The 24886-nt window shown below is 66.6% G+C and carries 26 protein-coding genes and 1 other RNA gene; 14 read left to right on the top strand and 13 right to left on the bottom strand.

Annotated elements, in window-relative coordinates:
• Positions 1–2 precede the first annotated feature (2 nt).
• Both SLQ31_RS13010 and SLQ31_RS13015 read left to right on the top strand, forming a co-directional pair.
• Positions 3–1277, top strand: a complete 1275-nt coding sequence (locus SLQ31_RS13010) for a cytochrome P450 (protein ID WP_319433193.1) — start codon at positions 3–5, stop codon at positions 1275–1277.
• Positions 1274–2155, top strand: a complete 882-nt coding sequence (locus SLQ31_RS13015) for a mycofactocin-coupled SDR family oxidoreductase (RefSeq protein WP_319433195.1) — start codon at positions 1274–1276, stop codon at positions 2153–2155. Before SLQ31_RS13010 ends, SLQ31_RS13015 begins: the two co-directional genes overlap by 4 nt.
• A gap of 39 nt (positions 2156–2194) precedes the next feature.
• On the opposite strand, the gene SLQ31_RS13020 is transcribed toward SLQ31_RS13015, so the two are convergent.
• Positions 2195–2854: a helix-turn-helix domain-containing protein gene (locus SLQ31_RS13020; RefSeq protein ID WP_319433197.1), complete on the bottom strand. Its 660-nt coding sequence runs from the start codon at positions 2852–2854 to the stop codon at positions 2195–2197.
• 77 nt (positions 2855–2931) lie between these two features.
• Between SLQ31_RS13020 and SLQ31_RS13025 the strand changes: the two genes are divergently transcribed.
• From SLQ31_RS13025 to SLQ31_RS13035, 3 genes are read left to right on the top strand one after another with little or no spacing between them, the layout of a single operon-like run.
• Complete coding sequence (locus SLQ31_RS13025; RefSeq protein ID WP_319434706.1) at positions 2932–3072, top strand: hypothetical protein; 141 nt, start codon at positions 2932–2934, stop codon at positions 3070–3072.
• Positions 3069–3857, top strand: a complete 789-nt coding sequence (locus SLQ31_RS13030) for a spirocyclase AveC family protein (RefSeq protein ID WP_319433199.1) — start codon at positions 3069–3071, stop codon at positions 3855–3857. Before SLQ31_RS13025 ends, SLQ31_RS13030 begins: the two co-directional genes overlap by 4 nt.
• A 9-nt stretch (positions 3858–3866) precedes the next feature.
• A complete protein-coding gene (locus tag SLQ31_RS13035) occupies positions 3867–5063 on the top strand; it encodes a cytochrome P450 (protein ID WP_319433201.1) in 1197 nt (398 codons plus the stop codon).
• On the opposite strand, the gene SLQ31_RS13040 is transcribed toward SLQ31_RS13035, so the two are convergent.
• Complete coding sequence (locus SLQ31_RS13040; RefSeq protein ID WP_319433203.1) at positions 5050–5670, bottom strand: DUF2306 domain-containing protein; 621 nt, start codon at positions 5668–5670, stop codon at positions 5050–5052. The two genes, SLQ31_RS13035 and SLQ31_RS13040, sit on opposite strands and share 14 nt — an antisense overlap.
• Positions 5671–5725: 55 nt before the next feature.
• Here SLQ31_RS13040 and SLQ31_RS13045 point away from each other — a divergent pair, with 55 nt between their 5' ends.
• The gene (locus SLQ31_RS13045) at positions 5726–6361 is read left to right on the top strand and encodes a TetR/AcrR family transcriptional regulator (RefSeq protein WP_319433205.1); all 636 of its coding nucleotides are present in this window, start codon (positions 5726–5728) and stop codon (positions 6359–6361) included.
• On the opposite strand, the gene SLQ31_RS13050 is transcribed toward SLQ31_RS13045, so the two are convergent.
• Together SLQ31_RS13050 and SLQ31_RS13055 are read right to left on the bottom strand one after the other, a co-directional pair.
• Complete coding sequence (locus SLQ31_RS13050; RefSeq protein ID WP_319433207.1) at positions 6362–7816, bottom strand: aldehyde dehydrogenase; 1455 nt, start codon at positions 7814–7816, stop codon at positions 6362–6364.
• Positions 7817–7939: 123 nt separating this feature from the next.
• Entirely contained in the window at positions 7940–8176 is a 237-nt protein-coding gene (locus tag SLQ31_RS13055; RefSeq protein ID WP_319433209.1) for a hypothetical protein, read from the bottom strand.
• Positions 8177–8349: 173 nt separating this feature from the next.
• Between SLQ31_RS13055 and SLQ31_RS13060 the strand changes: the two genes are divergently transcribed.
• Positions 8350–9774, top strand: a complete 1425-nt coding sequence (locus tag SLQ31_RS13060; RefSeq protein WP_319433211.1) for a DUF4185 domain-containing protein — start codon at positions 8350–8352, stop codon at positions 9772–9774.
• Here the strand turns inward: SLQ31_RS13060 and SLQ31_RS13065 are convergent.
• Entirely contained in the window at positions 9771–10169 is a 399-nt protein-coding gene (locus tag SLQ31_RS13065; protein ID WP_319433213.1) for a VOC family protein, read from the bottom strand. The two genes, SLQ31_RS13060 and SLQ31_RS13065, sit on opposite strands and share 4 nt — an antisense overlap.
• A 123-nt stretch (positions 10170–10292) precedes the next feature.
• On the opposite strand from SLQ31_RS13065, the gene SLQ31_RS13070 reads away from it, so the two are divergent.
• Positions 10293–10421, top strand: a complete 129-nt coding sequence (locus SLQ31_RS13070; protein WP_319433215.1) for a hypothetical protein — start codon at positions 10293–10295, stop codon at positions 10419–10421.
• A gap of 169 nt (positions 10422–10590) precedes the next feature.
• Here the strand turns inward: SLQ31_RS13070 and SLQ31_RS13075 are convergent, their stop codons facing one another.
• A complete protein-coding gene (locus SLQ31_RS13075) occupies positions 10591–12300 on the bottom strand; it encodes an amidohydrolase (RefSeq protein WP_319433217.1) in 1710 nt (569 codons plus the stop codon).
• Positions 12301–12328: 28 nt separating this feature from the next.
• Complete coding sequence (locus SLQ31_RS13080; protein WP_319433219.1) at positions 12329–13144, bottom strand: oxygenase MpaB family protein; 816 nt, start codon at positions 13142–13144, stop codon at positions 12329–12331.
• 45 nt (positions 13145–13189) lie between these two features.
• On the opposite strand from SLQ31_RS13080, the gene SLQ31_RS13085 reads away from it, so the two are divergent.
• Complete coding sequence (locus SLQ31_RS13085; protein WP_319433221.1) at positions 13190–14152, top strand: cobalamin biosynthesis protein; 963 nt, start codon at positions 13190–13192, stop codon at positions 14150–14152.
• On the opposite strand, the gene SLQ31_RS13090 is transcribed toward SLQ31_RS13085, so the two are convergent.
• From SLQ31_RS13090 to SLQ31_RS13100, 3 genes are read right to left on the bottom strand one after another with little or no spacing between them, the layout of a single operon-like run.
• Positions 14106–14936: an SURF1 family protein gene (locus SLQ31_RS13090; protein ID WP_319433223.1), complete on the bottom strand. Its 831-nt coding sequence runs from the start codon at positions 14934–14936 to the stop codon at positions 14106–14108. The two genes, SLQ31_RS13085 and SLQ31_RS13090, sit on opposite strands and share 47 nt — an antisense overlap.
• Positions 14936–15436: a low molecular weight protein-tyrosine-phosphatase gene (locus tag SLQ31_RS13095; protein ID WP_413642021.1), complete on the bottom strand. Its 501-nt coding sequence runs from the start codon at positions 15434–15436 to the stop codon at positions 14936–14938. Before SLQ31_RS13095 ends, SLQ31_RS13090 begins: the two co-directional genes overlap by 1 nt.
• The gene (locus SLQ31_RS13100; protein ID WP_319433226.1) at positions 15429–16100 is read right to left on the bottom strand and encodes an HAD-IA family hydrolase; all 672 of its coding nucleotides are present in this window, start codon (positions 16098–16100) and stop codon (positions 15429–15431) included. Before SLQ31_RS13100 ends, SLQ31_RS13095 begins: the two co-directional genes overlap by 8 nt.
• Before the next feature lie 58 nt (positions 16101–16158).
• Here SLQ31_RS13100 and SLQ31_RS13105 point away from each other — a divergent pair, with 58 nt between their 5' ends.
• The 3 genes from SLQ31_RS13105 to SLQ31_RS13115 are packed head-to-tail and all read left to right on the top strand — an operon-like array spanning position 16159 to position 19099.
• Positions 16159–17289, top strand: a complete 1131-nt coding sequence (locus SLQ31_RS13105) for a Nif3-like dinuclear metal center hexameric protein (protein ID WP_319433228.1) — start codon at positions 16159–16161, stop codon at positions 17287–17289.
• Positions 17286–18017: a zinc ribbon domain-containing protein gene (locus SLQ31_RS13110; RefSeq protein WP_319433230.1), complete on the top strand. Its 732-nt coding sequence runs from the start codon at positions 17286–17288 to the stop codon at positions 18015–18017. Before SLQ31_RS13105 ends, SLQ31_RS13110 begins: the two co-directional genes overlap by 4 nt.
• A 2-nt stretch (positions 18018–18019) precedes the next feature.
• Positions 18020–19099, top strand: a complete 1080-nt coding sequence (locus SLQ31_RS13115; protein ID WP_319433232.1) for a bifunctional RNase H/acid phosphatase — start codon at positions 18020–18022, stop codon at positions 19097–19099.
• A 3-nt stretch (positions 19100–19102) separates the two neighbouring features.
• Here the strand turns inward: SLQ31_RS13115 and SLQ31_RS13120 are convergent, their stop codons facing one another.
• Positions 19103–19669: an XRE family transcriptional regulator gene (locus tag SLQ31_RS13120; RefSeq protein ID WP_319433234.1), complete on the bottom strand. Its 567-nt coding sequence runs from the start codon at positions 19667–19669 to the stop codon at positions 19103–19105.
• A gap of 46 nt (positions 19670–19715) precedes the next feature.
• Here SLQ31_RS13120 and SLQ31_RS13125 point away from each other — a divergent pair, with 46 nt between their 5' ends.
• Both SLQ31_RS13125 and rnpB read left to right on the top strand, forming a co-directional pair.
• Positions 19716–20336 (top strand): class I SAM-dependent methyltransferase, encoded by a 621-nt coding sequence (locus SLQ31_RS13125; protein ID WP_319433236.1) that lies wholly within the window; start codon positions 19716–19718, stop codon positions 20334–20336.
• A gap of 19 nt (positions 20337–20355) precedes the next feature.
• An RNA gene (gene rnpB, locus SLQ31_RS13130) (RNase P RNA component class A) lies at positions 20356–20769 on the top strand.
• Between the two features lie 18 nt (positions 20770–20787).
• On the opposite strand, the gene SLQ31_RS13135 is transcribed toward rnpB, so the two are convergent.
• Together SLQ31_RS13135 and SLQ31_RS13140 are read right to left on the bottom strand one after the other, a co-directional pair.
• Positions 20788–22767 carry a hypothetical protein gene (locus SLQ31_RS13135; protein WP_319433238.1) on the bottom strand — a complete coding sequence of 660 codons (1980 nt, stop codon included), beginning with the start codon at positions 22765–22767 and terminating at the stop codon, positions 20788–20790.
• A 553-nt stretch (positions 22768–23320) separates the two neighbouring features.
• Positions 23321–24835, bottom strand: a complete 1515-nt coding sequence (locus tag SLQ31_RS13140; RefSeq protein ID WP_319433240.1) for a CYTH and CHAD domain-containing protein — start codon at positions 24833–24835, stop codon at positions 23321–23323.
• Between the last annotated feature and the right edge of the window lie 51 nt (positions 24836–24886).

Consider the following 24886-nt stretch of genomic DNA (forward strand, 5'->3'; position numbering starts at 1 on the left):
TTTTGACCGATTTCGATGTCGTGGACTTCTTCACCGACGAAACACTGGTACCCGACCCGTATCCGTACTTCGACCACCTGCGGTCGAAATGCCCGGTAACGCCGGCGACCGCCTTCAACGTGCTGGCGGTGACCGGTTACGAGGCCGCGCTGAGTGTGTACAAGAACCCGGCGTTCTCGTCGTGCGTATCGGTCGCGGGACCGTTCTCGGGTATGCCGATCACCCCCGGTGAGACCGATGACGTCACCGAACTGATCGAGCAGCACAGCGCCAACGTGCCGATGGCCGAACACATCACGTCGCAGGACCCGCCGCTGCACACCCGCACCCGCAGCTTGATGAACACCTTGATCACGCCCAAGCGCCTCAAAGAAAACGAAGACTTCATGTGGCGGCTGGCCGATCAGCAGCTGGACACCTTTATCGCCAAGGGGCAGTCTGAATTCCTGGCTGATTTTGCAAAGCCCTTCTCGCTGCTGGTCATTGCCGACCTCCTGGGTGTGCCGGCACAGGACCATGAGGACTTCACCGCAGTATTCGCCAATGAGACCGTCGGTGAAATCGGCAAAGATGCGCCCGCGTCGCACAATCCGCTGGAGTGGCTGAACGAGAGGTTCCACCGCTATCTCGACGAGCGCAGGCGCGCGCCGCGCGAGGATGTGCTGACCGGACTCGCGCTGGCGAAGTACGAAGACGGTTCGACACCCGATCTCGCGGATGTGGTGAATCTCTCGACCTTCCTCTTCGCTGCCGGAAGCGAGACGACGACGAAGCTCGTGAGCTCGGCGGTGCGATTCATCGGTGACAACCCGGGATTCGAAGAATCGCTGCGCGAGGACCGCAGCAAGATCCCCGCGTTCCTCGAAGAGACTCTGCGGATGGAGAGCCCGGTCAAGGCGCACTTCCGGATGGCGCGCACCACCACGACGATCGGAGACGTGACGGTCCCCGCCGGAACGACCGTGATGTTGTTGCCGGGCGCCTGCAACCGGGATGCCGAGAAGTTCGAGCGGCCGCACGAGTTCCGCCCTGACCGGCCGAATGTGCGCGAGCAGATCGCGTTCATCCGCGGCGTGCACTCGTGCCCGGGTGCACCGCTGGCCAGGGCCGAGGGACGAATTTCGCTGAACCGGATCCTGGATCGCATGAAGGACATCAGAATTTCAGAATCCGACCACGGTCCCGCCGAGAACCGGAACTACCAATACGAGCCGACGTTCATCATGCGCGGGCTCAGCGAGCTGCACATCACGTTCACGTCGAGGGAGACAGAATGACCGGAAAGCTAGAAGGCAAGGTCGCATTCATCACTGGCGCGGCCCGCGGGCAGGGCCGGGCGCACGCGATCGCGATGGCCAGGGAAGGTGCCGACATCATCGCTGTCGACATCTGCCGGGACATCCCGTCCAACCCGTACCCATTGGCCACGCCCGACGACCTGGCCGAGACCGAGCGCTCGATCAAGGAGCTCGGCCGTCAGGTCCTGGCCACGGTCGCCGACGTCCGCGAGCGCCACGAACTGCGCGACGCCGTCGAGGCGGGCGTGGCGAGCTTCGGCAAGATCGACATCGTCGTCGCCAACGCCGGAATCCTGCCGATGGCCATGGGACGCCCACACGACGCCATGGCGTTCGTCGACGCCAGCGATGTGGACCTGCTCGGCGTGATGAACACCGTTGCCGTCGCGGTGCCGCACCTTCCCAACGGGGCGTCGGTGATCGTCACGGGCTCGACGGCGGGCATGATCCGGGGAACCACCGACAATCCGAACATGGGACCCGGTGGCCGTGGGTACGGCTGGAGCAAGCGGGTGATCATCGAGTACGTCGAAGAAATGTCACTGGCGCTGGCCGACAGGATGATCCGGGTCAACGCGATCCACCCGACCAACTGCAACACCCATCTGTTGCAGAACGATGGGATGTACAGCATGTTCCGGCCCGACCTGACCCAAGCGGGCAAGCAGGCCACCCGCGAGGACGCCGAGCCGCTGTTCACGCTGTTTCAGGCGATGCCGATTCCGTACATCGAACCCGAGGACATGGCCAACCTCAGTGTGTTCCTCGCCAGCGACGACAGTCGCTACATCACCGGGCAGCAGATCCGGGTGGACGGTGGCTCACTGCTCAAGTGGCCCAACGGCCCAGGCGGATAACAATATCCGGGGGATAACAATATCGGGGGATAGCGGTACTCAGCCGGGCCGGTGCAGAAAGCCGTGCAGGGTCGCCTGCACCAGCTCGTCGATGATCGCCTCCCGCGAAGGAGGCTTGTTCCCGAAGAAGGTCGAGCGCAGTGCGACCATGCCGACGATCATGGCCACGGTCGAGTGCGCCGGCAGATCCGGCTGATTCGACCGCAACCCGCGCAGGCTCATACCTTCGGCGCTGATCTGGCCGAGTACGGACAGTGCCCGCCGGATGTCGGCGATGCCGGCCGCCTCGATGTCCTCCTCGCTGAGCCCTTCGGAGGCCACGAGGGTCAGCACCAGTCCCTGATGCTCGACGAGAACGTCGTAGAGCGGTCCGATGAACTGGCGCGACAGTTCTTCCTCGTCGGTGTCCTCGGGAACCACGGACTGCCAGGTCTGCCGGAACTCGTCGAGGAAGCTCGTGAACGGCACGACGAGGGCTTCCCGGAACAGACCCGCCTTGGAGCCGAAGTGCCGGAACAGCAGATATTCACTGACGCCGGCCGACTCGGCAATTTCCCGGGTGGTGGTCGCGCGATAGTCCTTGCGCGCGAACAGATCACGTGCGGCGTCGAGCAGCAGCCGACGCGCTTCACCGCGCGCCCGCCGGCCGGCCTGGGTCTCGGCGGCGCTCTGCTTCTTGACGGCTTTTTGCTGGGGCACCGGTTTTCACCATAGTCGGGCCTTGACCACTGCCAATGTAATAGTGTCCACTATTACTAACGGTGAAAGGGGCCAATGTGGGCGCCGTAATCATGCTCGGCACGCTGTTGGGTCTGATCGTGCTGATCTTCGGCGTGGTCGTCTACTTGGATCCGGAAGCACGGGATCCGGAAGCACGGGATCCGGAGGCACGGGATCCGGAAGCACGGGACCGATGAACACCGGTCTGACGCCGGTGATGATCGCCGGCCTCTCGTTCGCCTATATCGGCGGCGCGGTGCTGCTGGCCGTTGGTGTCTATTTGAGCGTCCGTCGTGGCCGAATCCACCCGCTGTTGCTGGTCTCGATCTCGGCGATCTCATTTTCGTGGATCGAGGCGCCCTATGACTGGGCGATGTACGCGCAGTTCCCGCCCGCGCTCCCGCGCATGCCCTCGTGGTGGCCGATGAACGTGACCTGGGGTGGCGGATTGCCGTCCTCGGTGCCGATCGGTTACATCTCGTACTTCGTGTTCCCGGCGCTGATCGGCGCCGCCATCGGCCGCTGGCTGGTCGGGCGATTCGGGTGGCGTCGACCGCAGACGCTGCTGATCACCGGCTTCGCGGTCGGGTTCTCCTGGGCACTGTTCTTCAACGCGGTGGTGGGCGCCCAGCTCGGCGTCTTCTACTACGGCTACGTGATTCCCGGGCTGGCGATCTTCGAAGGCACCAAACACCAGTACCCGATCTACGACTCCATCGCGATGGGCATCCAGATGATGGTGTTCGCGTACCTGCTCGGACGTACGGATGACCAGGGCCGCAACGTGATCGAGGTGTGGGCCGACAAGCGCTCGTCGAGCAAGATCGGCGCCGGGGTGCTGTCGGTCGTCGCCGTCGTGATCGTCGGACACCTTCTGTACGGTGCGGTCTTCGCGCCACACCTCGCGACGAAGCTGGGTGGTTACGTGACCGTCGGCCCAACCGAGCAGCTCTTCCCTGGCGTTCCGAATCAACCAAGATAGGTCTGCATCATGAACAGCGAGATAACTGTCGAGTTGTACTATGACCCTTACGATTACACGATCGACGACAACCCGTACCCGGTGTGGCGGCGGATGCGCGAAGAAGCCCCGTTGTACTTCAACGACAAATACGGCTTCTATGCCCTGAGCCGATACGACGACGTGTCGCGTGGCCTGATGGACTGGGAGACCTACCGATCGGGCCGGGGCACGACTCTGGACATCTTGGCGAGCGGCATCGAGGTGCCGCCGGGAATCCTGTTGTTCGAAGACCCGCCGGTACACGATCTGCACCGCCGCCTGCTGTCCCGGGTCTTCACCCCGCGCCGCATGCTCGCCGTCGAAGACATGGTGCGTGAGTTTTGCTCGGGGGCACTCGAGCCCCTCCGGGACAGTGACGGTTTCGACTTCGTCGCCGACCTCGGCGCGTTCATGCCGATGCGGACGATCGGCTATCTGCTCGGCATTCCCGAGGAAGCCCAGCAGGCCATTCGTGACAACAACGACACGTTGATCACTGTGGGTTCCGAATTGGGAGATGTCAGCCCGACGGTCTTCCAGGATGCGATTGCGATGTTCGTCGAGTACATCGAGTGGCGGGCGGCCCATCCCTCCGACGATCTGATGACCGAACTGCTCAACGCCGAGGTCGAGGACCCGGATGGGACCCGACGCCCGCTGGAGCGCACCGAGGTTGTCGCCTACACCGCGATGATCGCCGGCGCGGGTAACGAAACCACCGCCCGGCTGATCGGCGCCATGGGTGAGTTGCTCGGCGAATCCCCCGAGCAGCGGCACGAACTCGTCGCCGATCCGTCGCTGATCCCGTCCGCGGTGGAGGAGGCGCTGCGCTATGAGCCGCCGTCTCCCGTCCAGGCGCGTTACGTGGCAAAAGATGTCGAGCTGTACGGGCAGACGGTGGCCGAGGGGTCACACATGCTGCTGGTCAACGCGTCGGCGAACCGGGACGATTCACGATTCCCCGACCCGGACCGCTTCGACATCCACCGCACGGGTGGGCACCTGAGCTTCGGGCAGGGGCTGCACTTCTGCCTCGGGTCCGCGCTTGCGCGACTCGAAGCGCGGGTGGCCATCGAGGAGGTCCTCAAGAGGTGGACCGACTGGGACGTGGACTACGAGAATGCCAGCAGGGGACGAACATCCAGTGTCCGGGGTTGGGCACGGCTGCCGGTCAGGACACGGTAGCCAGCCGGCGATTGAGCCGCCGTCGTACCGTGAAGAACGGTATCGTCCAGCCGAGCCACGCGCCAAGACCTGCGGCGAACCACAGGTAGTGATCCTTGTTGCCGTCAAAGACGCTGTCCTGCAACGGCTGTAGCGAGATAAAGATGATCGGTGTCCAGATTCGATTGGCGATGATGGACAACGCCAGCGTGGCGCTGAGGATCATCTGACGGCGATGCTCGCGGAATCGGCGCTGCCGTGCCGCGAGGTATCCGGTCGTGGTGAACCACAGCCACAGGCAGGCCAGCATGACGTTGCTCACTGCGAGGAACGGCCCGAACGGGGTTGCCGCTCCGATGACCAGGCCGCAGACGGCTGCCGGGATCGCGCCGAGCACGTACACGCGGCCACACCGGCGGTGCAGGACCGGATGCCGGTCGCGCAATCCGGGCCAGATCTGCACGACGGCCATGATCATCGCCACCGCGGCGAACATCACGTGCCCGACCAGCAGTGGGTAGTGCAGCGCGAACGTTGCCGGCACCCGGGTGTGGCCGGTGAAATAGGGCGGCAGGGAGAACGCGAGGAATGCCACGACGACCAGGGAGAGAACTTTTGCGTATGCCATACGCAAAAGCGTACGCTATACGCATTCGCGATGTCCGTCGGTTAGGCTGACTGCGATGCCCGACCGAAAAGCCCCCCTGAGCCGCGAGCGCATCGTCACCGCCGCGATCGAACTGGCCGATGCCGACGGAATCGGTGCGTTGTCCATGGCCAGGCTTGCCGAGCGCCTTGGCTGCGGCACGATGTCGCTGTACCGGCACATCGCCAACAAAGACGAATTGGTCGTGTTCATGCTCTCAGCCGCATCGGGGCCGCCGCCGACCCTCGCTGATGGCGCGGATTGGCGTGCCGCCCTTAGCGATTGGGCCTGCGGGTTGTGGGACGTCTACCACCGGCATGTGTGGATCCTGGCCGCATCGGCCGGCGGGCCGCCGGCCGACCCTGGCCAGTTGGCCTGGCTTGATGCCGGCCTGGCCGCGCTGAGTAAAACGGGTATGGGTGAGCGCGACAAGCTGGCCGCCGTCCTGGCGGTGCTGCACTTCGTCCGCGGCGCCGCGGCGCTGGCGATCGAGGCACCCACCGAAGGCCCCGACTACCCCGGTCTGTTGCGCAGTGTGATTGACCCGAGCCAGTTGCCCGCGTTGGCGTCGGCGCTGGACGCAGGCGCCTTCGACGACGGCGACGAAAGCCACGTCGGGGAGTTCCGCGCTGGGCTCGGCCAACTCCTCGACGGCATCTCGCTGAAGGCCTGATCAGCCCGCGGGCTGGTAGATCGACTTCAGCTCCAGATAGGCGCCAAGCCCCTCGGGCCCGAGTTCTCGGCCCAGTCCGCTGGCCTTCACACCGCCGAACGGGGCGGTCGGATCGGGCAGGTAATGGTTGATCCCGACGGTCCCCGTGCGCACGCCCTTGGCGACCGCCAACCCACGCTGCGGATCGGTGGTCCACACCGAGCCGCCAAGGCCGTAGGCGTTGGCATTGGCGATGCGCACCGCGTCCTCGTCGTCGTGGTAGCCGATGACCGTGAGCACCGGCCCGAAAATCTCCTCCCGGGCGATCGGGCTGTCGTTGGACACGTCGGCGAAAACCGTAGGCGCGACAAACCATCCGGTGTCCAGCCCGCTCGGGCGGCCGCCGCCGGTGGTGAGCCGCGCCCCACTGTTCTTGGCGGCGGCGATGGCGGATTCGACGCGGTCGCGCTGGCGGGCACTGACCAGCGGCCCGATCTGGGTGGCCGGATCCAGTGAATTGCCGACGGTCAGGGAATCCGCCAACGCCGTCACGACATCGACGACCTCGGCGTAGCGGGACTGCGGCGCAAGGATTCTCGTGCCGATGAAGCAGGTCTGCCCGTTGTTGAGCAGCGTTGCGGCGAACAGCTTCTCGCCGATCACGCCAAGATCCAGGTCGGCGTCGTCGAGGATGATCGCCGCGGACTTGCCGCCGAGTTCCAGCGTCACTCGCCGCAGCAACCCACCGCACACCGTGGCGATCTCCCGACCGACCTGGGTGGACCCGGTGAACGCCACCTTGTCGATGCCGGGGTGCGCCACCAGATAGGCGCCGGTGTCGCGCCCGCCCGGCACCACGTTGATCACCCCGGCCGGGATGTCGGACTCGGCGACCGCCTCGGCGAACAGGACGGCGTCGAAGACTGTCTCGGGCGCGGGCTTGATCACGAACGTGCAGCCCGCGGCGAGCCCGGGGGCGTACTTGAACGCGCTGAGCACCTGCGGGAAATTCCACGGCACAATCGCGCCCACAACGCCCACCGGGGTGCGGGTGATGGTGGTCTGCCCACCGAGCAGCCCGGGACGCTCGGTGCTGAACGGCTCGGTGCGGGCCAGCTGCGCGTAGTAGCGCAGCAGCACCTGGGGGAAGACCGCCTCGAGTTGGCCGGCGATCGCGACCGGCATGCCGTTTTGCGAGCTGACCGCCCGAGCGATCTGCTCACTACGCCGATCGAGGGCGTCGGCAAGGGTTTCCATCGCCGCGGCCCGTTTGTCCGCCGGCCAATTCGGCCAGCCGTCGGGTGCTTCGAAGGCGGCCCGGGCCGCGGCGACCGCGGCATCGATATCGGCGTGGACGCCCGCGGCAACAGTGCCCAGCCGCTGCCCGTCGTTGGGGGAGACCATAACGAGCTCTTCGCTCGAGCTCGGTGTGGTCCACCGGCCGCCGATCAGGAACGTGTCGAAGTGGGTGCTCATAGGGCCACAAGGTATTCACCGCGGTGCTGCAGTGTTATGGCCTTGCCCCGCAATGCGCCCGAACGAGCGCCCGAAATATCCCTTCCGGGAGCCCCGGAAGGGATATGTCGAGTGAGTGTGGCGTTACGGGGCGTAGCAGCGCTCGTCGCCGTTGATGTTGATCCAGCAGTTGGGGCTGATGAAGTGGGCGTTGGGGCCGGGAACGTTCACCACGCAGTTGGGGCCATCGAGGTGGAAGCCGATCCCGCAGCCGTCGGCTGCGCTTGCGGTGGGGGCGAAGCCCAGGCCCAGGGCCAGTCCGCCGGCGGCGACGACACTGGCGAAGAGTCCTGCAGCACGCTTGGTGATTTGTGCAGTCATCATGTCCTCCGAGGTTTTTGGGCCTGCCCTGATTGAGCGAGGCACGAGACGAATACTGCGCTCGCCTACCTGGCTCGTCTGTCCGCCAAGTGGACCGTGTTCCGGCGGAATTGCGCATCCACCGAATGGGGGACGGCATAACATACTTGGGCAGGCGAGCAACGGGGGTGGCCATGCGCACAGCGACTTATATCGGCGGAATCGGTGGCTTTGCCGTGGCACTGGGCGTGGGCGCAGCGGTGACCGCGGGCTGCGGCGTCGCCTCGGCCGATGCGGCTGATTCCGGCCCGTCGGCCAGTCGCACCACGTCGAGCGCCCACTCGGCCGCCAACCGTTCGCCGCGGCCGAAAGCCAAGACTGCGGCACCTAAGACCGCGAAAGCGGTGTCCGACAATGGGTCCCGAACCCGGAAGCTTCCCGCGGTAAGCACAGCCGCCGTCGCCACCGCACCCGTCACCACCAAGGAGGGCTGGGTCACCGGCCCGAACACCCTGACGCCGAGCCGATTCGGCATCTCCGGCACCGACGTCGGCGTCATGTGGGACAACGGCATGACCGGCGCCAACCATCAGGTGCTGATGATCTTCGGTGACACCTTCAGCGGCCCGAGCATGACCGGTGCCTGGCGCTCCAACGTGCTGTTGCGCACCACCGATCCGATCACCCGGACCTTCGCCCCGGGGTCGACGACCAATCCATTCGCCGGATCCCCGTTGAACTCGGCCGGGATGTCCAAGCAGGTGATCCCGGGCAACGCACGGTATCTCGGGCCGTTCGGCTCCGAAGTGACGATCATCCCCACCGCAGCCATCTCCGTGCCCTACGACAATCAGTACGGCGCACGGCAATACGTCAACTTCATGTCGGTGCGGTCGTGGGATTTCGGCGGCGCATGGACCACCAACTACTCGGCGATCGCCTACTCCGATGACAACGGCCAGAACTGGACGGTCGCACCGCAGACCATTCGCGCGGCCAGCTGGCTGCGGTCGAGCACGCCATTCGCATACGGAAATCAGAACTTTCAGCAGGGCGCCTTCGTCAAGCCGCCCCCCGATTCTCCCGACGCCGGATACGTCTACTCCTACGGGACCCCGTCGGGCCGGCTGGGCTCGGCGTACGTCTCCCGGGTCAAGGAGGCCGACATCCTGGACCTGACGAAATACGAGTACTGGGACGGCGGCACGTGGGTGGCCGGTAAGCCCGGCGCCGCGGTCCCGATCCTGCCTGCGACCCGCAGTAACCAGTACGCCGGCGGAATCCTCGGCCAACTGGGCCTGTTCTTCGGCGGCTTTGTGGCCGGCATATTCGGAGTCGGCGGCCCCAGCGGGCACGTCAGCGAGATGTCGGTGCAATACAACACGTATCTGAACAAGTACGTGGCGATGTACTCCAGCAGCGTCGGCAGCGTGGTGATACGCACCGCCGATTCGCCGGAGGGCACCTGGTCGGCCGCGACGACGCTGGTGACGTCGTTGCAGTACCCGGGTCTCTACGCCCCGATGATGGACCCGTTGTCCACCGGCCAGGACATCTACTGGAATTTGTCGATCTGGGGCAACTACAACGTCCAGCTGATGAAGACGACGCTGCCTTAAGCGGCAGGTGGGGCGAAGAACTCCAGCGTGATGCCGTCGGGGTCGCGGAAGCTCAGCCCGGAACCGTAGTGCGCCTCGACGATGCCACCGTGGGCGATGCCCAACTCCTCGAGCCTGGCCTGCCACTGCGCGAGCTCGGTGAGATCCGCGCAGCCGAACCCGATGTGGTCCAGCCCGATGTTGTGCTCACTGAACGGCTGATCCGACGGGGCGGTGGTGTGCTGGTGCAGCCCCAACAGAGTGCCGTTGTCGAGTAAGAACACCGAGTGATGGAACCCGGCGTCGGTGTCCTCGTCGAGCACGGGATCCGAGCCGATGAGCGCGCGGTACCACGGCACGCTGACCGAGAGATCACGCACCGTGACCGCGACGTGGGCAAGGGTGGGAAAGGTCATGGTGGTCCCTATCTGTCTGCCGTATCAAAGTCGAGTACTCGACTACTGGCGGCTAGAGCATCCAGCGCGCCTAGCGTTCGATTATGTCCGACACCAATCCGTCGGGGGACGCATATCAGGAGGGTGGGCTTCGCTCTGTTCGCCGGGGCCGGAATGGCCGCCGCCGACGGACACAACGTGGTCAACCCGGACGGGACGCTTGGGGCCGCCGATGGCAACAACAGCTACGGATATGACATGGCGCCCGTATGACATGGCGCCCGCGGTCCAGTCCCGCGTCTCATCGTCGTTTGGGCCTGGAAGTAACTTGCCGTCGGCTTCGTATCCCGAGGGCGGCTCGTATCCCGAGGGCGCTTCGTACCCGGCTGGCTCGTCGTGGCCGGGCAACGACTGGGGCGCTGGGGACGGGTAGAGCTTGACGTCAACAGCAGGTATGGCGGGGATGATCGGCTAGGTGTGCGTGCTGGCCGGGCTCGGCGCCGCTGACCGCGCCGGTGAACGCGGCCAGATCGATGCGCTCACCGCTGAGCCAGGTACCGCTCACTTGTGCCTTCTCCGCCAGCTCGGTGGGATCCACCGCGTAGGGATCCGCGGTCAGCTCGGTGAAGTCGGCGAGCTTGCCGACCTCCAATGACCCGATCAGCTTGTCCCGGTGCAGGGTTCGCGCCGCGTTGATGGTGTGGGCGCGCAGCGCCTGGTCGAGGGTGATCGCCTGGTCGGCGCCGTGGACGTTGCCGGCCCGGGTCCGTCGCGTCACCGCGGTCTGGATGTTGAGTACCGGCGTGGGCGGTGACACCGACCCGTCGTTGTGCAGTGAGACCACCGCGCCAGAGGCCACCGCGTCGGCGAACGGCGCCCACCGGCTGCCGTGCTCATGGTCGAACATCTGGCCGTCCAGCAGTTCGCCCCAGTAGTAGTACTGGAACGGCGCCATCGAGACGTGCACGCCCAGCCGCGCAGCCCGGTCGAACAGCGAGCGAGTACCCGCCCCAAGATGTTCGAGCCGCCAGCGGTGATCGGTGCCGATCAGGTTGTGCCGCACCAATGCATCCTCGTAGGCGTCCAGGGCCAGCTCGATGGCCAGGTCGCCGTTGGCGTGGAAGGCCATCTGCCAGCCGGTGGGTGCGGCGATGTCGAGGATCGCGTCGAGCTGCTCGCGGCTGTAGTTCATCGACTGCACCCCGCCGGCCACCCTGGGGTCGATGCCTGCGGTCCTGGTGGCCTGGGTGCTCAGGTACGGGAACGAGATGGCGATGTTGCCGATCCACGGCGAGCCGTCGGTCCAGAGTTTGACACCCTGCTTGACCAGTAAAGTCTCTGCGGCAGTGAAGGTTTCCGCATCGTTATAGGTGCCGGTGGTCGACATCTCCCACATGCTGATCCGCAACGGGCAGGACGGTGCGGCGGCCAGCGCCTCATAGGCGGCCTTGAGGTTCGGGTCGTAGGTCATGTCCGACGTCGACGTGTAGCCGCCGCGGGACATCCAGGCGTAGTACTCGGCGGCACTGACCAACGGGTTGCCCAGCTCGGCAAGGATCGGTCCGGCGACGGCGATCAACACCGGCGTCTCGAAGCCCTGGCCGTCGAGGCTTCCGTCGGGGTTGCGGCTGAAGTGACCGCCGGTCGGATCGGCAGGGGGACTGGTGTGCCAACCGTTGCGTTTCATCACCGCGCTGTTGAAATACACACCGTGCCCGGAGTTGTCGGTCACCACCGCGACTCGGTCGCCGAAGATGCGGTCGAGTTCCGGCGCCTTCGGCGACGGGCGCTTGTGCAGCAGTGCGTCGAATCCGGCGAACAGCAGCGGCGTGCTCGGGTCTGTGTTGGCGATGGCGTCGGCGAAGATGGCTTCGACATCCGGCCAGGTCGGGGCGTCCCACGGCGCGATGGAGCGGGCCGGTGGTTGGGTCGCCACCCCACTCATAACCGGATGGCTGTGCGGCTCAACAAGTCCCGGTAGCAGGGCGGCCACGCCGGTATCGATCAGCTCCGCATCGGGGTGATCCTCGCGGCACTCCGCGACCGAACCCACCGCCACGATCCGGCCGTCCGACACTGCGACGGCCTCCGCGCGTGGACGCGCGGGATCCATCGTGATCACTGTCCCGGCCGTCAGAATCTTCGTCGACATGTTCCCCCTCGCAACGACTTCCGGTGTGTCAGACGATCCGCTGACCCCGGCGGGCCCTGGCCCGCATATCCCACAGATACAGCTGATAACCGAAGATCCAGGCCTGGTGCGGGATCAGCTTGTCGGCGAGCCGCAGGGCGGCGAGCAGCCATTCGAACCGGCGCTGTTGGTCGGTGCCCCACGGTAGGCGCATCATCGAGCGGAACTCGGGCGGCAGGAAACCGGTGGTCGCGAACAAGTTGAACCGGCCCAGCGTCGCCCGCACCGGCCAGGGCATAAACGTCATGGCCGCAACGCCTTTGAGATGCTCGCGCACCGGCGGGTCGATCGCCAGGTCGTCAAGGGATCGCTTCCAGTACTCGTCGAAGGCCGTCCGGTCGGCCGGCCACATGCTTTCCCGCACCTGCAGTGTGGTGCCGAGCCGGCTCGCGTCGGCATACACCGCGTCGGCCGCGGCATCATCGAGCGGGCCGTAGAGGTACTCGTGCTGATCGATGTAGTAGCGATACAGGCAGGCCGCCACCCACAGCTGCAGCTGCGGATCGAAGGCGCGGTAGGACACCGGGCTGGCCGGGGTCGAGCGGACCTGAGCATGGGCGGTGTCCACGGCGGACCGGATCAGCGCGCGGTCGGCGTCGGTTCCGATTGTGGCCGCGGCCAGATAGGTGCCCGTGGTGCGCGCTCGTTTGATCGGATGCTTGTAGACGTTGCCGCTGTCGACCGGGCTCTCGAGGACGCCGTAACCGACGCCGGGATGGGCCAGCTGCATAATCACGTTGGCCGCCGGCGCCAGCGCCGCGGCCGGATTAAGCAGGTCGGAGACCCGCGTCGGATGTCGCGTCATCGCGGCCTCATTGGGGCAGTACATCACGTGTGAGAGAGTGCCGGGGTGTTTGCGCGCAGACGGTGGCGGGGTGTCGGCATCCTGGCGGCCCAGCTGGCCGATGTGGCTCTCGGCGACCCGGCACGTGGTCATCCCGTTGCGGGGTTCGGTTGGTGTGCAGCCGCACTCGAACAGCTGACCTACCGCGACAGTCGAGCCGCCGGCGCGTTGCATACCGGTGTGCTGCTTGGCGGGCTTGCCGTCGCCGGTGCGCTGACGCAGCGCGGCGCCACGGGGCCACGACTGGCGGTAGCGACGGCCTCGGCCACCTGGGCGGCACTGGGCGGAACCACGCTCGGCCGCACCGGCGACCGGCTGGCCGACCTGCTGGCCGCCGGTGACATCGATGGTGCCAGGGCGCTGCTGCCGTCGCTGTGCGGCCGCGACCCGTCGGCGCTCGACACCGACGGGCTGGCCAGGGCGGCACTGGAATCGGTGGCCGAGAACACCTCCGACGCGCACGTCGCGCCGCTGCTGTGGGCGGCCGTCGGGGGAGTGCCGGGTGTGATGGTGTACCGCGGCGTCAACACTTTGGACGCGATGATCGGCCATCGCTCTGCGCGCTACGACCGGTTCGGTTGGGCGGCAGCACGTTTGGATGATGTTGCGAACTATGTGGCGGCCCGGGTGGGTGGTGTTCTGGTGGTGATCTGCGCGCCGCTGGTCGGCGGTTCACCGGCCGGCGCGCTACGGGCCTGGCACCGTGACGCGGCGCGGCACCCCAGCCCCAATGCCGGCGTGGTGGAGGCGACCTTCGCCGGAGCGCTCGGGGTGCGCCTCGGCGGCCCGACCCAGTACCACCATCAGCTGGAGATCCGCCCGACGCTCGGGGACGGCCACATTCCCGGCATCGACGACCTGCGCCGCGCGGTGCGGCTCTCGCGGGCCGTTCAGGCCGCCGCGGCGGTGGTGGCGATCGGCCTTACTGCCGTCGGCCGTAGCGGTCGGCGAGCTTGTCCTCGACGGTGACCGGGGCCGATGACGGTTTCTCGGCGGCGGCCGCTGAAGCTGTTGCCTCTCGGCGGCGGGCGCGGATCTCGGAATAGGCGAAGTAGCCCAGCCCGATCGGGGCCACGATCCCGAACGCGATCCACTGGATGCCGTACGACAGGAACGGTCCAGGGTCAAGGTGCGGCATCTCGGCGACACCGAGAACGCCTGGCTGGTTGTCCACCAGCTGCAGATAGGAACCCGCCACCGCGACCCCGGTGGCCGCTGTCACCTCGGCGGTGTCGATGGCATAGACCTGCGTGAAGCCGTCCTCGCGGAACGGCGGCTTGTCGGTCGGCGCGGTCTCCGAATCGCGCAGCAGCGCGGTGATCGTCACCGTCCCGGTCGGCGCCGGTGCGATCTCGGGCACCTTGTTGCCCTGCCTCGGAAGGACGTATCCCCGGTCCACGAGCACCGTTGGACCGCCGTCGACGATGAACGGCATCAGCACGTTGAAGGCGGGTGCGCCGCCGACCACCCGCAACCGGGCGAGTGCCTGGGCGGCTGGCACATAGTGCCCGGTGGCCGTGACCCTGCGCCACTGCGCGTCGGGTGCCGACGAATCTTGATGCGGCAGAACCGTTGTCACCGCGACCGGAGCCGCTTTCAGTGAGTTCTCGATCTGCGAGTTCTCCCGGTTGGTCTTGGTGTTCTTGCCCAGCTGCCACGGCGCCAGCACGGTGAAGCACAGGTAGGCGAATGCCACCACCACCAACGCCAGGGCCAGCCAGCCCGGGCGCAGCAGGAACGTCCACCGTTTCATCAGCCGGTCAGACCTTCGCCGGCCAGCTGCTCGTCGACCCAGGCGTGCAGGCCGGGCAGGGCCGCCTGGATCACGGTGAACGTCTCCTCGAAATCGGCGTGGCTGCCGTAGTACGGGTCTTCGACGTCGTCGGCGTGCTTGCCCGACCGCGGGTCGAACGACCGCAGTAGCCGCACCCGCTCGGGCTCCACCCCGAGGTGGGTCAGCATCCGCACGTGGTTGCGGCCAAGGGCGATCACCAGGTCGGCCGCCAGGTGGTCATCGCCCACCTCCGCTGCCGAGTGATCGGTCGGGTAGCCGTGCTGGCGCAGGACAACGTTGGCTCGCTCGTCGGCTCCATCTCCGACATGCCAGTTGCCGGTGCCGGCGCTGCTCACCCGAACCACGTGGGCGAGGCCGCGCTGGTCGATCTGGTGGGCGAACATCTTCTCGGCCATCGGCGAGCGGCAGATGTTGCCGGAGCACACGAACGTCACATGCACGAGCTGAGTCTCAGACACCGAGCACCTCGCGCAGCGCCGACACCGTCGGCACATGGGCGGCCGCGGCCTCGGCGGCGTGCGGCTCGAGGAAGTCGGTCGCGCCGTAACCCCACCCCACGACGACGGTGTCGATCCCGTGCTCGGCGGCGCCCTCCACGTCGTGGGCGCGATCACCGACCATCAGCACCCGTTCAGGCAGCGGATGCAACTGGCCCAGGGCGTGCGCCACCACGTCGGCCTTACTGGATCGCGTGCCGTCGACACTGGCGCCGGCGATCACGTCGAAGTACCTGGCCAGCCCGAAGTGCTCGAGGATGCGCTGGGCGGTCGGCTCGGCCTTGGAGGTGGCCACCGCAAGCCGCACCCCGGCCGCCTGCAGGTCGCCCAGCAGCTGCGGAATGCCGTCGAACAGGCTGTTCATCGCCCAGCCCCGGCTGGTGTAGTCGGCGCGGTAGGCCGCGATCGCCTCGTCGGCGCGCTCACCCAGACCCAGGCCGGCCAGGGTCTGATGCATCGGTGGGCCGACGATCCGGCCGACCAGGTCACCGGGGGGCACGTCGGCGCCGATCGCGGCTAACGCGTGCCGGAAGCTGGCCACGATGCCCTCGGCCGAGTCGGTGAGGGTGCCGTCGAGATCGAAGATCACCAACTGCGGGCGGGTGGCGGAGGCCGTGCTGGTCACCGCTCCATTGTTGCCGATCGCCGCGCACTACTGTTCTTGGCGTGGTGGTGACGACGCGATGAGCGTGAAACTGGCAGAGGTCATCGCCGTGCTCGACGCCGCCTACCCGCCTGGACTGGCCCACAGCTGGGACTCGGTCGGCCTGGTGTGCGGCGACCCGGACGACGCCGTCGACTCCGTGACCGTGGCCGTCGACGCCACCGCCGAGGTAGCGGCCACGGTCGGACCGCGCGGGCTCCTGCTGGCTCACCACCCGCTGCTGTTGCGCGGGGTGGACACGGTGGCGGCCAGTACCCCGAAAGGCGCGCTGATCCACCGCCTGATCCGCGACGATGCCGCGCTGTTCACCGCCCACACCAACGCTGACTCGGCCAATCCGGGCGTGTCCGACGCGCTGGCCGAGGTACTCGGGCTGACGGTCGACGCCGTGCTCGACCCGGCCGCCGGCCAGGACCTCGACAAATGGGTGATCTTCGTGCCCGTCGCCGACGCCGAGGCGGTCCGCGCGGCCGTGTTCGCCGCGGGCGCGGGTCACATCGGCGACTACTCACACTGCAGCTGGAGCGTCGCCGGCACCGGCCAGTTCCTGCCGCTCGACGGCGCGTCACCGGCCATCGGCGCGGTCGGATCGGTGGAGCGGGTCAGCGAGGACCGCATCGAGGTGGTGGCGCCGGCCCGGCTGCGCGCCCAGGTGCTGGCCGCGATCCGCGCCTCGCACCCGTACGAGGAGCCGGCGTTCGACGTGGTGTCGCTCGCCGCGCTGCCGTCCGGTGTGGGGATCGGCCGGATCGGAACCCTGAACGAACCGCTGCGGTTCGCCGATTTCGTCGCCAAGGTGGGCGCGGTGCTGCCCCAGACCACCTGGGGAGTGCGCGCGGCCGGTGACCCGGATGCCTCGGTGACGCGGGTGGCGGTGTGCGGCGGGGCCGGCGATTCGCTGCTCGGTGCGGCGAGCGCCGCCGGCGTGGACGCCTACGTGACGGCCGACCTGCGCCACCATCCCGCTGACGAGCACCGGCGCGCCAGTGGCGTCGCACTGGTCGACGTCGCACACTGGGCCAGCGAGTATCCGTGGTGCGGGCAAGCCGCCGCGCTGCTGCGGAATCATTTCGGCGCGGCGCTGACGGTCGGTGTTAGCGACCTGCGCACCGACCCGTGGAATATCGATGTTTCGAAAGGCATGCCGTGAAAGCTGAATTGGCACAGCAACGTTCGCTCCTGGAGCTGGCCGAGCTGGATGCCGAGCTGGCCCGGCTGTCCCATCGGGCGGCCAACCTGCCCGAGCAGCAGAGTTACGACACCGTGCGAGCCGACCACCACGAGGCGGCGGACCGGCTGGCCGCACTGGCCATCGCGCTGGAGGATGTCGACGCCCAGGTGACGCGGTTCGAATCCGAGATCGACGGCGTGCGCCAGCGTGAGGACCGTGACCGCAAACTTCTCGATTCCGGCACCACCAATCCCAAGCAGCTCGAGGAACTCCAGCACGAACTGGGGACCCTGGAGCGCAGGCAGTCCAGCCTGGAGGATTCGCTGCTCGAGGTGATGGAGCGCCTCGAACAGCTGGGCGGCGATCAGACCCGTGAAGTGGCGACAATCGATGCCCTGCAGGCTGATCTGACCGCCGCGGAGCGAGCCCGCGACGAGGCCATTGCCGAGATCGAGCGGGTTCGTAACGGGCAGGCAGCCCGTCGGGAGCAGATCGTGGCCTTTCTGGATTCGAGCCTTGTCCAGCTCTACGAACGCCAGCGGAAGGTGTCGGGCGCCGGTGCGGCACGGCTGCTTGGCAGGCGATGTGGGGCGTGCCGCATCGAGCTCGATCGCGGTGAGATGGCCAGGATCTCGGCCGCGCCGGAAGATGACATCATCCGCTGCCCGGAGTGCCAGGCGATCCTGTTGCGTGTCGGCGGGGCATAGGCGTGAAGGTACTCATCGAGGCCGACGGCGGATCTCGGGGTAACCCCGGCCCGGCCGGCTACGGATGTGTGGTCTGGTCGGCCGATCACCAGAACGTGCTGGCCGAGCACGGCGCGGCGATCGGGATCACCACCAACAATGTCGCCGAGTACCGCGGGCTCATCGCGGGACTGGAGGAGGCCCGTGGCCTCGGCGCCAATGAGGTTGGCGTGTCGATGGATTCGAAGCTCGTCGTGGAGCAGATGGCTGGTCGCTGGAAGGTCAAGCACCCTGCGATGGCCGAGCTGCACCAGCAGGCGCGGGCGCTGGCGTCGACCTTCGATTCGGTGACCTACCAGTGGATTCCGCGCGAGCAGAACTCGTATGCCGACCGGCTGGCGAACCAGGCCATGGATGCTGAGGTCGCTGCCGCCGAGCCGACTTCGCACGCGGTCGCCGTGCCGCCCGCGGTCTGGACCGGTAATCAGGGCGCGCCCACTCGCATGCTGCTGTTGCGGCACGGGCAGACCGAATTCTCCCGCGAGCGCCGCTATTCCGGTCGCGGCAATCCCGAACTGACCGAGACCGGTCGCGGCCAAGCCGATGCCGCGGCGCGCTATCTGGCCACGCTCGGCGGCATCGACGCGGTGATCACGTCGCCGCTGCGGCGCGCGCACGACACCGCCGCGGCCGCCGCGAAGGCACTCGGCCTTGACGTCACGGTCGACGACGACCTGATCGAAACGGATTTCGGCGCCTGGGAAGGGCTGACGTTCGGCGAGGCCCGCGAACGCGACCCAGACCTGCACGGGCACTGGCTGCGCGACACCAGCCTGCGCCCGCCGGACGGCGAGAGTTTCGACGATGTGCAGCAACGGGTTCAGCGCTTGCGTGCTCGGATCATTACCGAGCATGCGGGCAGCACGGTGCTGGTGGTGTCGCACGTGACGCCCATCAAGACGCTGCTGCGATTGGCGCTGGACGCCGGCTCCAGCATTCTGTACCGGCTGCACCTGGACCTGGCATCGCTGAGCATCGCGGAGTTCTATCCCGACGGCAATGCTTCGGTGCGCCTGGTGAACCAGACGTCGTATCTGGACTGAGCCCTACTGCCGCAGATGCACTCGTTCGCCGTGTGGGCCGAACAGGATGATCGCCTCCACCGGGCCGTCGACGGTGCCGAACCAGTGCGGCGTCCACGTGCTGAACTCCACCGCCTCGCCGGCGTCGATGACGAAATGCTGCTCGCCCAGGATCAACTGGAGGCGACCGGAGAGCACATAGAGCCACTCCTGGCCCTCATGGGTGGGCAGTTCGGCCGGCGGCGTGCGCCGCCGCGCGCTGATCCGGATCTTGAAAGCTTGCGGCCCGGTCCCGCTGTGACGGGTCAGCGGCCAGTAGGTGACCAGGTGGCGGGTGTGCGACGGGGCGCGCACCCGCGGGTCGACGGTCTCCGGCGCCCCGAGCAGCTCGTCGGTGCTGACCGACAGCGCCGCGGCCAGCCTGGGCAGGTGGTCAAGGGCCAGGCGGCGCTTACCGGACTCCAGCCGACTCAACGTCGACACGTCGATACCGGCGCGGGTTGCGACATCCTCAAGGGTCAGGCAGAGCCGGCCGCGTAGTTCGCGCAGCCGCCTGCGCACCCTCAGATCGACGTCGTCGTTTGCCTGCATGGCAAAAGACCTTGCCACCATGGCCCGGCGTCGGCAAGCTCGGGACATGGACACCGATCACCACACCCACTGGGAAACGCGCTACGCGGAGAAGCCGCGAATCTGGAGCGGACGACCCAACGCCCGCCTCGCCGAGATCGTCGGCGGGCTGACCGGTTCGCGCGCACTCGATGTGGGCTGCGGTGAAGGCGGCGACGCGATGTGGCTGGCCGAGCACGGCTGGCACGTCGTCGCCGTCGACGTCTCCACCACGGCGCTGGCCCGCGCCGCCGAAGACGCCGAATCACGAGGAGTGCTGGGGCGCATCGACTTCCAGCAACACGATCTGACCAAAACCCTGCCGGACGGCCCGTTCGATCTGGTGTCGGCGCACTTCTTCCACACCACCCTGGAGATGGACCGGCTCGCGATCCTGCGCCGCGCCGCCGCCACCCTGACGCCAGGGGGCACGCTGCTGATCGTCGATCACGGGAGCGCCCCGCCCTGGGCGTCGGAAGAGGTACACCACCACGAATTCCCGCCGGCCGACGAGGTACTGGCCGGCCTTGCCCTTGACGACACGCAGTGGGAGACGGTGCGGCTGGGGCCGGTCGAGCGTGACGCGGTCGGGCCCGACGGTCAGCAGGCCAGCATCGCCGACAACGTGATCCAGTTGCGGCGTAAATGAGCTACCGTGTTCAGGCGAACGAGTTGGCCGGGCGGCCGCGGCTCACCTCCGGGTGAGTCGAGGAAAGTCCGGACTTCACAGAGCAGGGTGATTGCTAACGGCAATCCGAGGTGACTCGCGGGACAGTGCCACAGAAAAGAAACCGCCACTCACGCCTGATATTTGGGCCGCGGTGGTAAGGGTGAAACGGTGCGGTAAGAGCGCACCAGCATCCCGGGTGACCGGAATGGCTTGGTAAACCCCACCCGAAGCAAGGCCAAGAGGCCGCACCTGGTGCGGTTGCGCAGGCGTTCGAGGGCTGCTCGCCCGAGCCTGCGGGTAGGCCGCTCGAGGCACCCGGCGACGGTGTGCCCAGATGGATGGTCGCCGCCGCTCTGCCACGGTTACCCGGGGTAGGACGGGACAGAATCCGGCTTACAGGCCAACTCGTTCGCCCATTAGCCGTCTCGACCTACTTGGGCGGGACGGTCGCGTCGTAGATCCGCTCTGCCAGATGCCAGGCGACGCTCTCCAATGTCGTTTTCGTGCGTTCGTCAGCGAAATCCTCAATGGCCTTGACCAAGGTTGTATCAACGGCCTTGGCGAAAGGGATAAAGCCGATCAAGTCGCCACCGAGGTCCTTGAGTTCGTCGTAGATCTGGTGTTTGTTTCTGCTGGCGATCGCGCGACCGAGCTGAGCTAGATCGATGCCGGTGCTTATCGCGGCGAGCCCGTCGCCGACCAGCGGAATCCACCCGAAGTACGTATTGAACTTCTCCCATTGCTTCTCCCAGGAGGAGTCTGCAGCACCGTTCCGATACTCCCATTCGTCTTCTGAGTAAGTAGTGACCCTGAGCGACCTACTGAGCTCACTTGAGTGGTACTCAGCGTCAAGGGCTTTCGCTGTATAGATGTAGGTGACATCGGAATCAAGGTTTTCGTCGGTGAACTCGTCACCGAGGCTATGCAATGTGGCGACCGCTTGGCCGTCGCGGTAGATGAGATAGCTGACGACTCGATTGTCGTGTTTGGCTCTCGTTAATGTGATGACGACCGAGTGATCCGTGATTTTGGTCGAGGTAATCCCCGGTACGGGTAGCGGCGCGACTTCGCCTCCGCCACCACCTGGGGGCGGCTCGCCGCCTCCGCCGCCCGTGGTGCCGGTCGTTGTGACGAGGATGGCGGCACTTTCGTCGCTGTAGTTGCCTGCGGCGTCAAAGGCCTGCGCGCTGTAGGAGTATTCGGTTCCCGGGGTGAGGTCGGTATCGACGAAGCTCTGACCGGCCTTGATGGGTGCGACATTGACCTGTAGGCCGTCTCGGTAGATGTCATAGCCGTCGACCCCGACGTTGTCCGTACTACCGGAGACATGCAACGTCGCAGACGTCGTCGTGATGGTGCTGGCGGTGATGGTCGGCACGGTCGGCGGCTGAGCGTCCGGGGGCGGTATTTTCACCAAAAGTGCTGCACTATCCAAGCTTTCGTGCCCAGCGGCATCGACAGCGCGAGCGGTGTAGACGTAGGTCGTACCTTGTTCGACTGCGGTATCGACGAACGTCGTCCCGGCCGAAACCACCAACCCGTTGGCTTTCCAGATAGTGGTTCCGGCAGGTACTTGACCGTTTTCGTCGGCGGTGACGCGATAGAAGTTGTATCCGACGACCCCGACATCGTCAGTGCTTCCTGACGTTTTCAGCGTAACGCTCGAGGAGGTGAGCTTCGAGGTCGTGAGGGTGGGGGCTTTCGGCGCCGTGATATCGCCACCGGGAAAGACCGGCACGATGTTTTTAGGGAGGATGACGACCGTATACGAACTTTGCCAGCTCGGGTCCGTGGCAGACGGCATCGCAAACGTGAAGCCGCCGTTGCCATCGGGGGCGAGCGCAAAAATGGGGGCGGGGTGGACGATGGCGTCGCCGATGGTGAGCTGTTTCCCGCCGCTGATGGCCGAAGCGTCCGTGGGAGATGTCGCCACCAGGTACGCGGTGTAGTTGGACGGGGCGTAGGTCAGATGCAGCGCTAGAGCCCTGTTTTTCAGCTGAGACTGGACGAACGCGTTTTGTGAGTACGGCGTGGTGTAGGTGTATGCCGTCTGAGTTTCGTCGAAGTTATCGAGATACGTGTTCTTGAACGTCCATGACGTGTCGTCCAGCGTCGCTGGAACATTGCCTTGGAATGTGCCCGCCGTCGGAAGCGAGATGTAGCCGCCGTACTTGGCCACATCAGATACCAGCTGACTCCACGAGCTGACCGTGATCGTCGTCGTGGCGGCTGCCGGGGCCGCTGCCGCAATGCGGTCGCTGTCATCGGTTTGGCGGCGGGCGACGCCCATCAGTGCGAAAAGGGCCGACGATTGAGCGGGGGCGCCAGTGCCGGAAGCCGGCAGTGCGGACACGGCGTTCAGCGCGGTGACGCGTACCACCGCCCGGGCTGCGTTGGGCGCTTGTGACACCGAGATTGATTGTGGAGTGACAGGATCCGCCACACTGGCCGCCGTCACCACGGTGGCGCCGCTGGGCTTCCTCGGTCCCTTGTTCGACTTGACGCTGCCTCCAGCGGGGGTGCGACGCGTGGAGTCAGCGTTGGCTCCATGCCGCGGTCGTGCTCCGGAGGACGAACCGGCCGATGATGACGACCCTGAGGCGGACGAATTCGAAGTCGATGAGCCAGTCCCTGAATCGCCGTCGTTAGCCCACGCCGGAGCCGCTACGACGGTCCCGACCCCCAACATCACGGCCAATACGCCGACGCGACCGACGTAGCGAGAATAGTGCATATTTCCCCCGAAATATTCGTTGCTGTAGTCCGGTCGCCGTGTCGATTCGCAAGGTTCAGCAAACTACGAATCGACGTGCGGCAACCGTGCCAATGCATGGTTGACAGCTGATACTAAGCACAGGAAGCTCACAGCAGAAGGATATATCGACCGGCACGTCAAAACTGCTTGCGTTTGGCGGGTAGGCAATCGCCGAACGTGAGCGTGCATTTGTTCGCTGCGAAGGCCGCTAGTGCGACCTCTTGAACGTCTTCCGCAAGGCGTTCAGCGCGTCGTCGAGCTGTTCGCGGCACCTGTTCGCCAGGTCGTCCTCGAGCTGGTAGAGCAGGCCGTAGGTGAACGTGTCCTCGCCGGCCGCGTGCGCCACCAACGACTGCTGGACGAGGTGAGTCCGGCTGACCGTACTGTCCTGGTGATCGCCGAGCAGGGTCTGGATGGTCTTGGCCCGATCCGACACCTTGGGCTCACCGGTGGCAGCGGCGACATAGCGAAGTCGCTTGGCGCCTTTGCGGATCCGGTGCAGCGCCTCGTCGCGATCCTCGGTGGCCTCCGCGGCGTTCTTCGCGGCCTTGCGCACCCGCTTGTAGGCCGAGTCGATGTTCACCGGCTTCGGCTCTTCGCCCGGCGCGGCTTCCGGCGGCTGCGCGGCCACCAGCGCCTCCAGGGCGTCGAGCAGCCGGAAGTAGCGGGGCGATCGCATCGCGGACAACGAGCGCCGTAGACCGGACTGGTAGTTGCGCTGCGCCCCGTCGACCAGACGCTGGTACACCGGACCGCGGATCAGCTCGTCGGGCAGGTCCTTCAACGTCTTTTCGTAGCGTTCGGCGAGCACCTCGGCGTCGCGGGCGACGCCCAGCACACCGGCCAGCGCACGCAGCTCGTCAAGGATCCAGGCATCGTCGCTCAGCCCGAACGTGTCCTCGGAGGCCTGCAGCAGGCTGCGGATCTTGCGGGTGGTCACCCGCATCTGGTGGACGGAGTCGTAGGTGTCGGCCCGCACGGCGCGATCCCACACCAGCAGCTCGTCCACCTGCTCGGCGACCGCCCGGTGCACCGGATCTGAGGACGCCTCTAGCTCCTCGGGTGGCTCCGGGAGCGCACCGGCGGTGTCGAGCACCTTCGCCAGCTTGGACCCGTGCCCGGCGGGCGCCGCACCGGCGTCCAGCAGCCGGTTGCCGAGCCGCTGGAGCACGTCCCTGGCACCCTCGATCTCGCCGTCGACCAGCTCAAGCTCCCACTCGTGCCAGCGCAGTTCCTCCCCGGCTTCGCCGTCGACCACTCCCAGCGCCCACGCGCTGACCTGGTCGTCGCAGAACTCGGCCAGCCCCGATCCGTCAGTGCCATAGAGCATCACCACGTTGCGGGTCGTGGCGATCCGCGCGACCGGCGCCAGCGGGCGGTCCCGCACGATCGCCAGCACGATGTCGAGCAACTCCTCGGGCACCGCGGTGTCGTCAGCCTCCGCGGAAGTGTCCAGCGGCGCGTGGACCTCGGTTCGGGCGTCGGGCCCGGCGGGCAGTTTCAGATGCCACCCCGCGTCAGGTCCGCCGGTGCGGCGGCGCAGGGTGATCCGGTGATCGGCCAGGTCGCGGTCGGGCGTGTCGAAATACACCGCGTCCAGTGACTGTGCCGGTTGCCGTTCCACTCGAGTTACCGCGGCGAGCCCGTCGAAGGAGGGGAACACCGTGCCCGCGGGGACATCGAACTTGCGCTCCACCTCGACATGGCGATTTCCAGAACCCATTTTCACAGGGTGTCATATCCAGGTGAACATGATGTCGCGGTCGCCTGGTGC

The organism is Mycobacterium sp. RTGN5, assembly GCF_033804465.1.
GTDB lineage: Bacteria > Actinomycetota > Actinomycetes > Mycobacteriales > Mycobacteriaceae > Mycobacterium.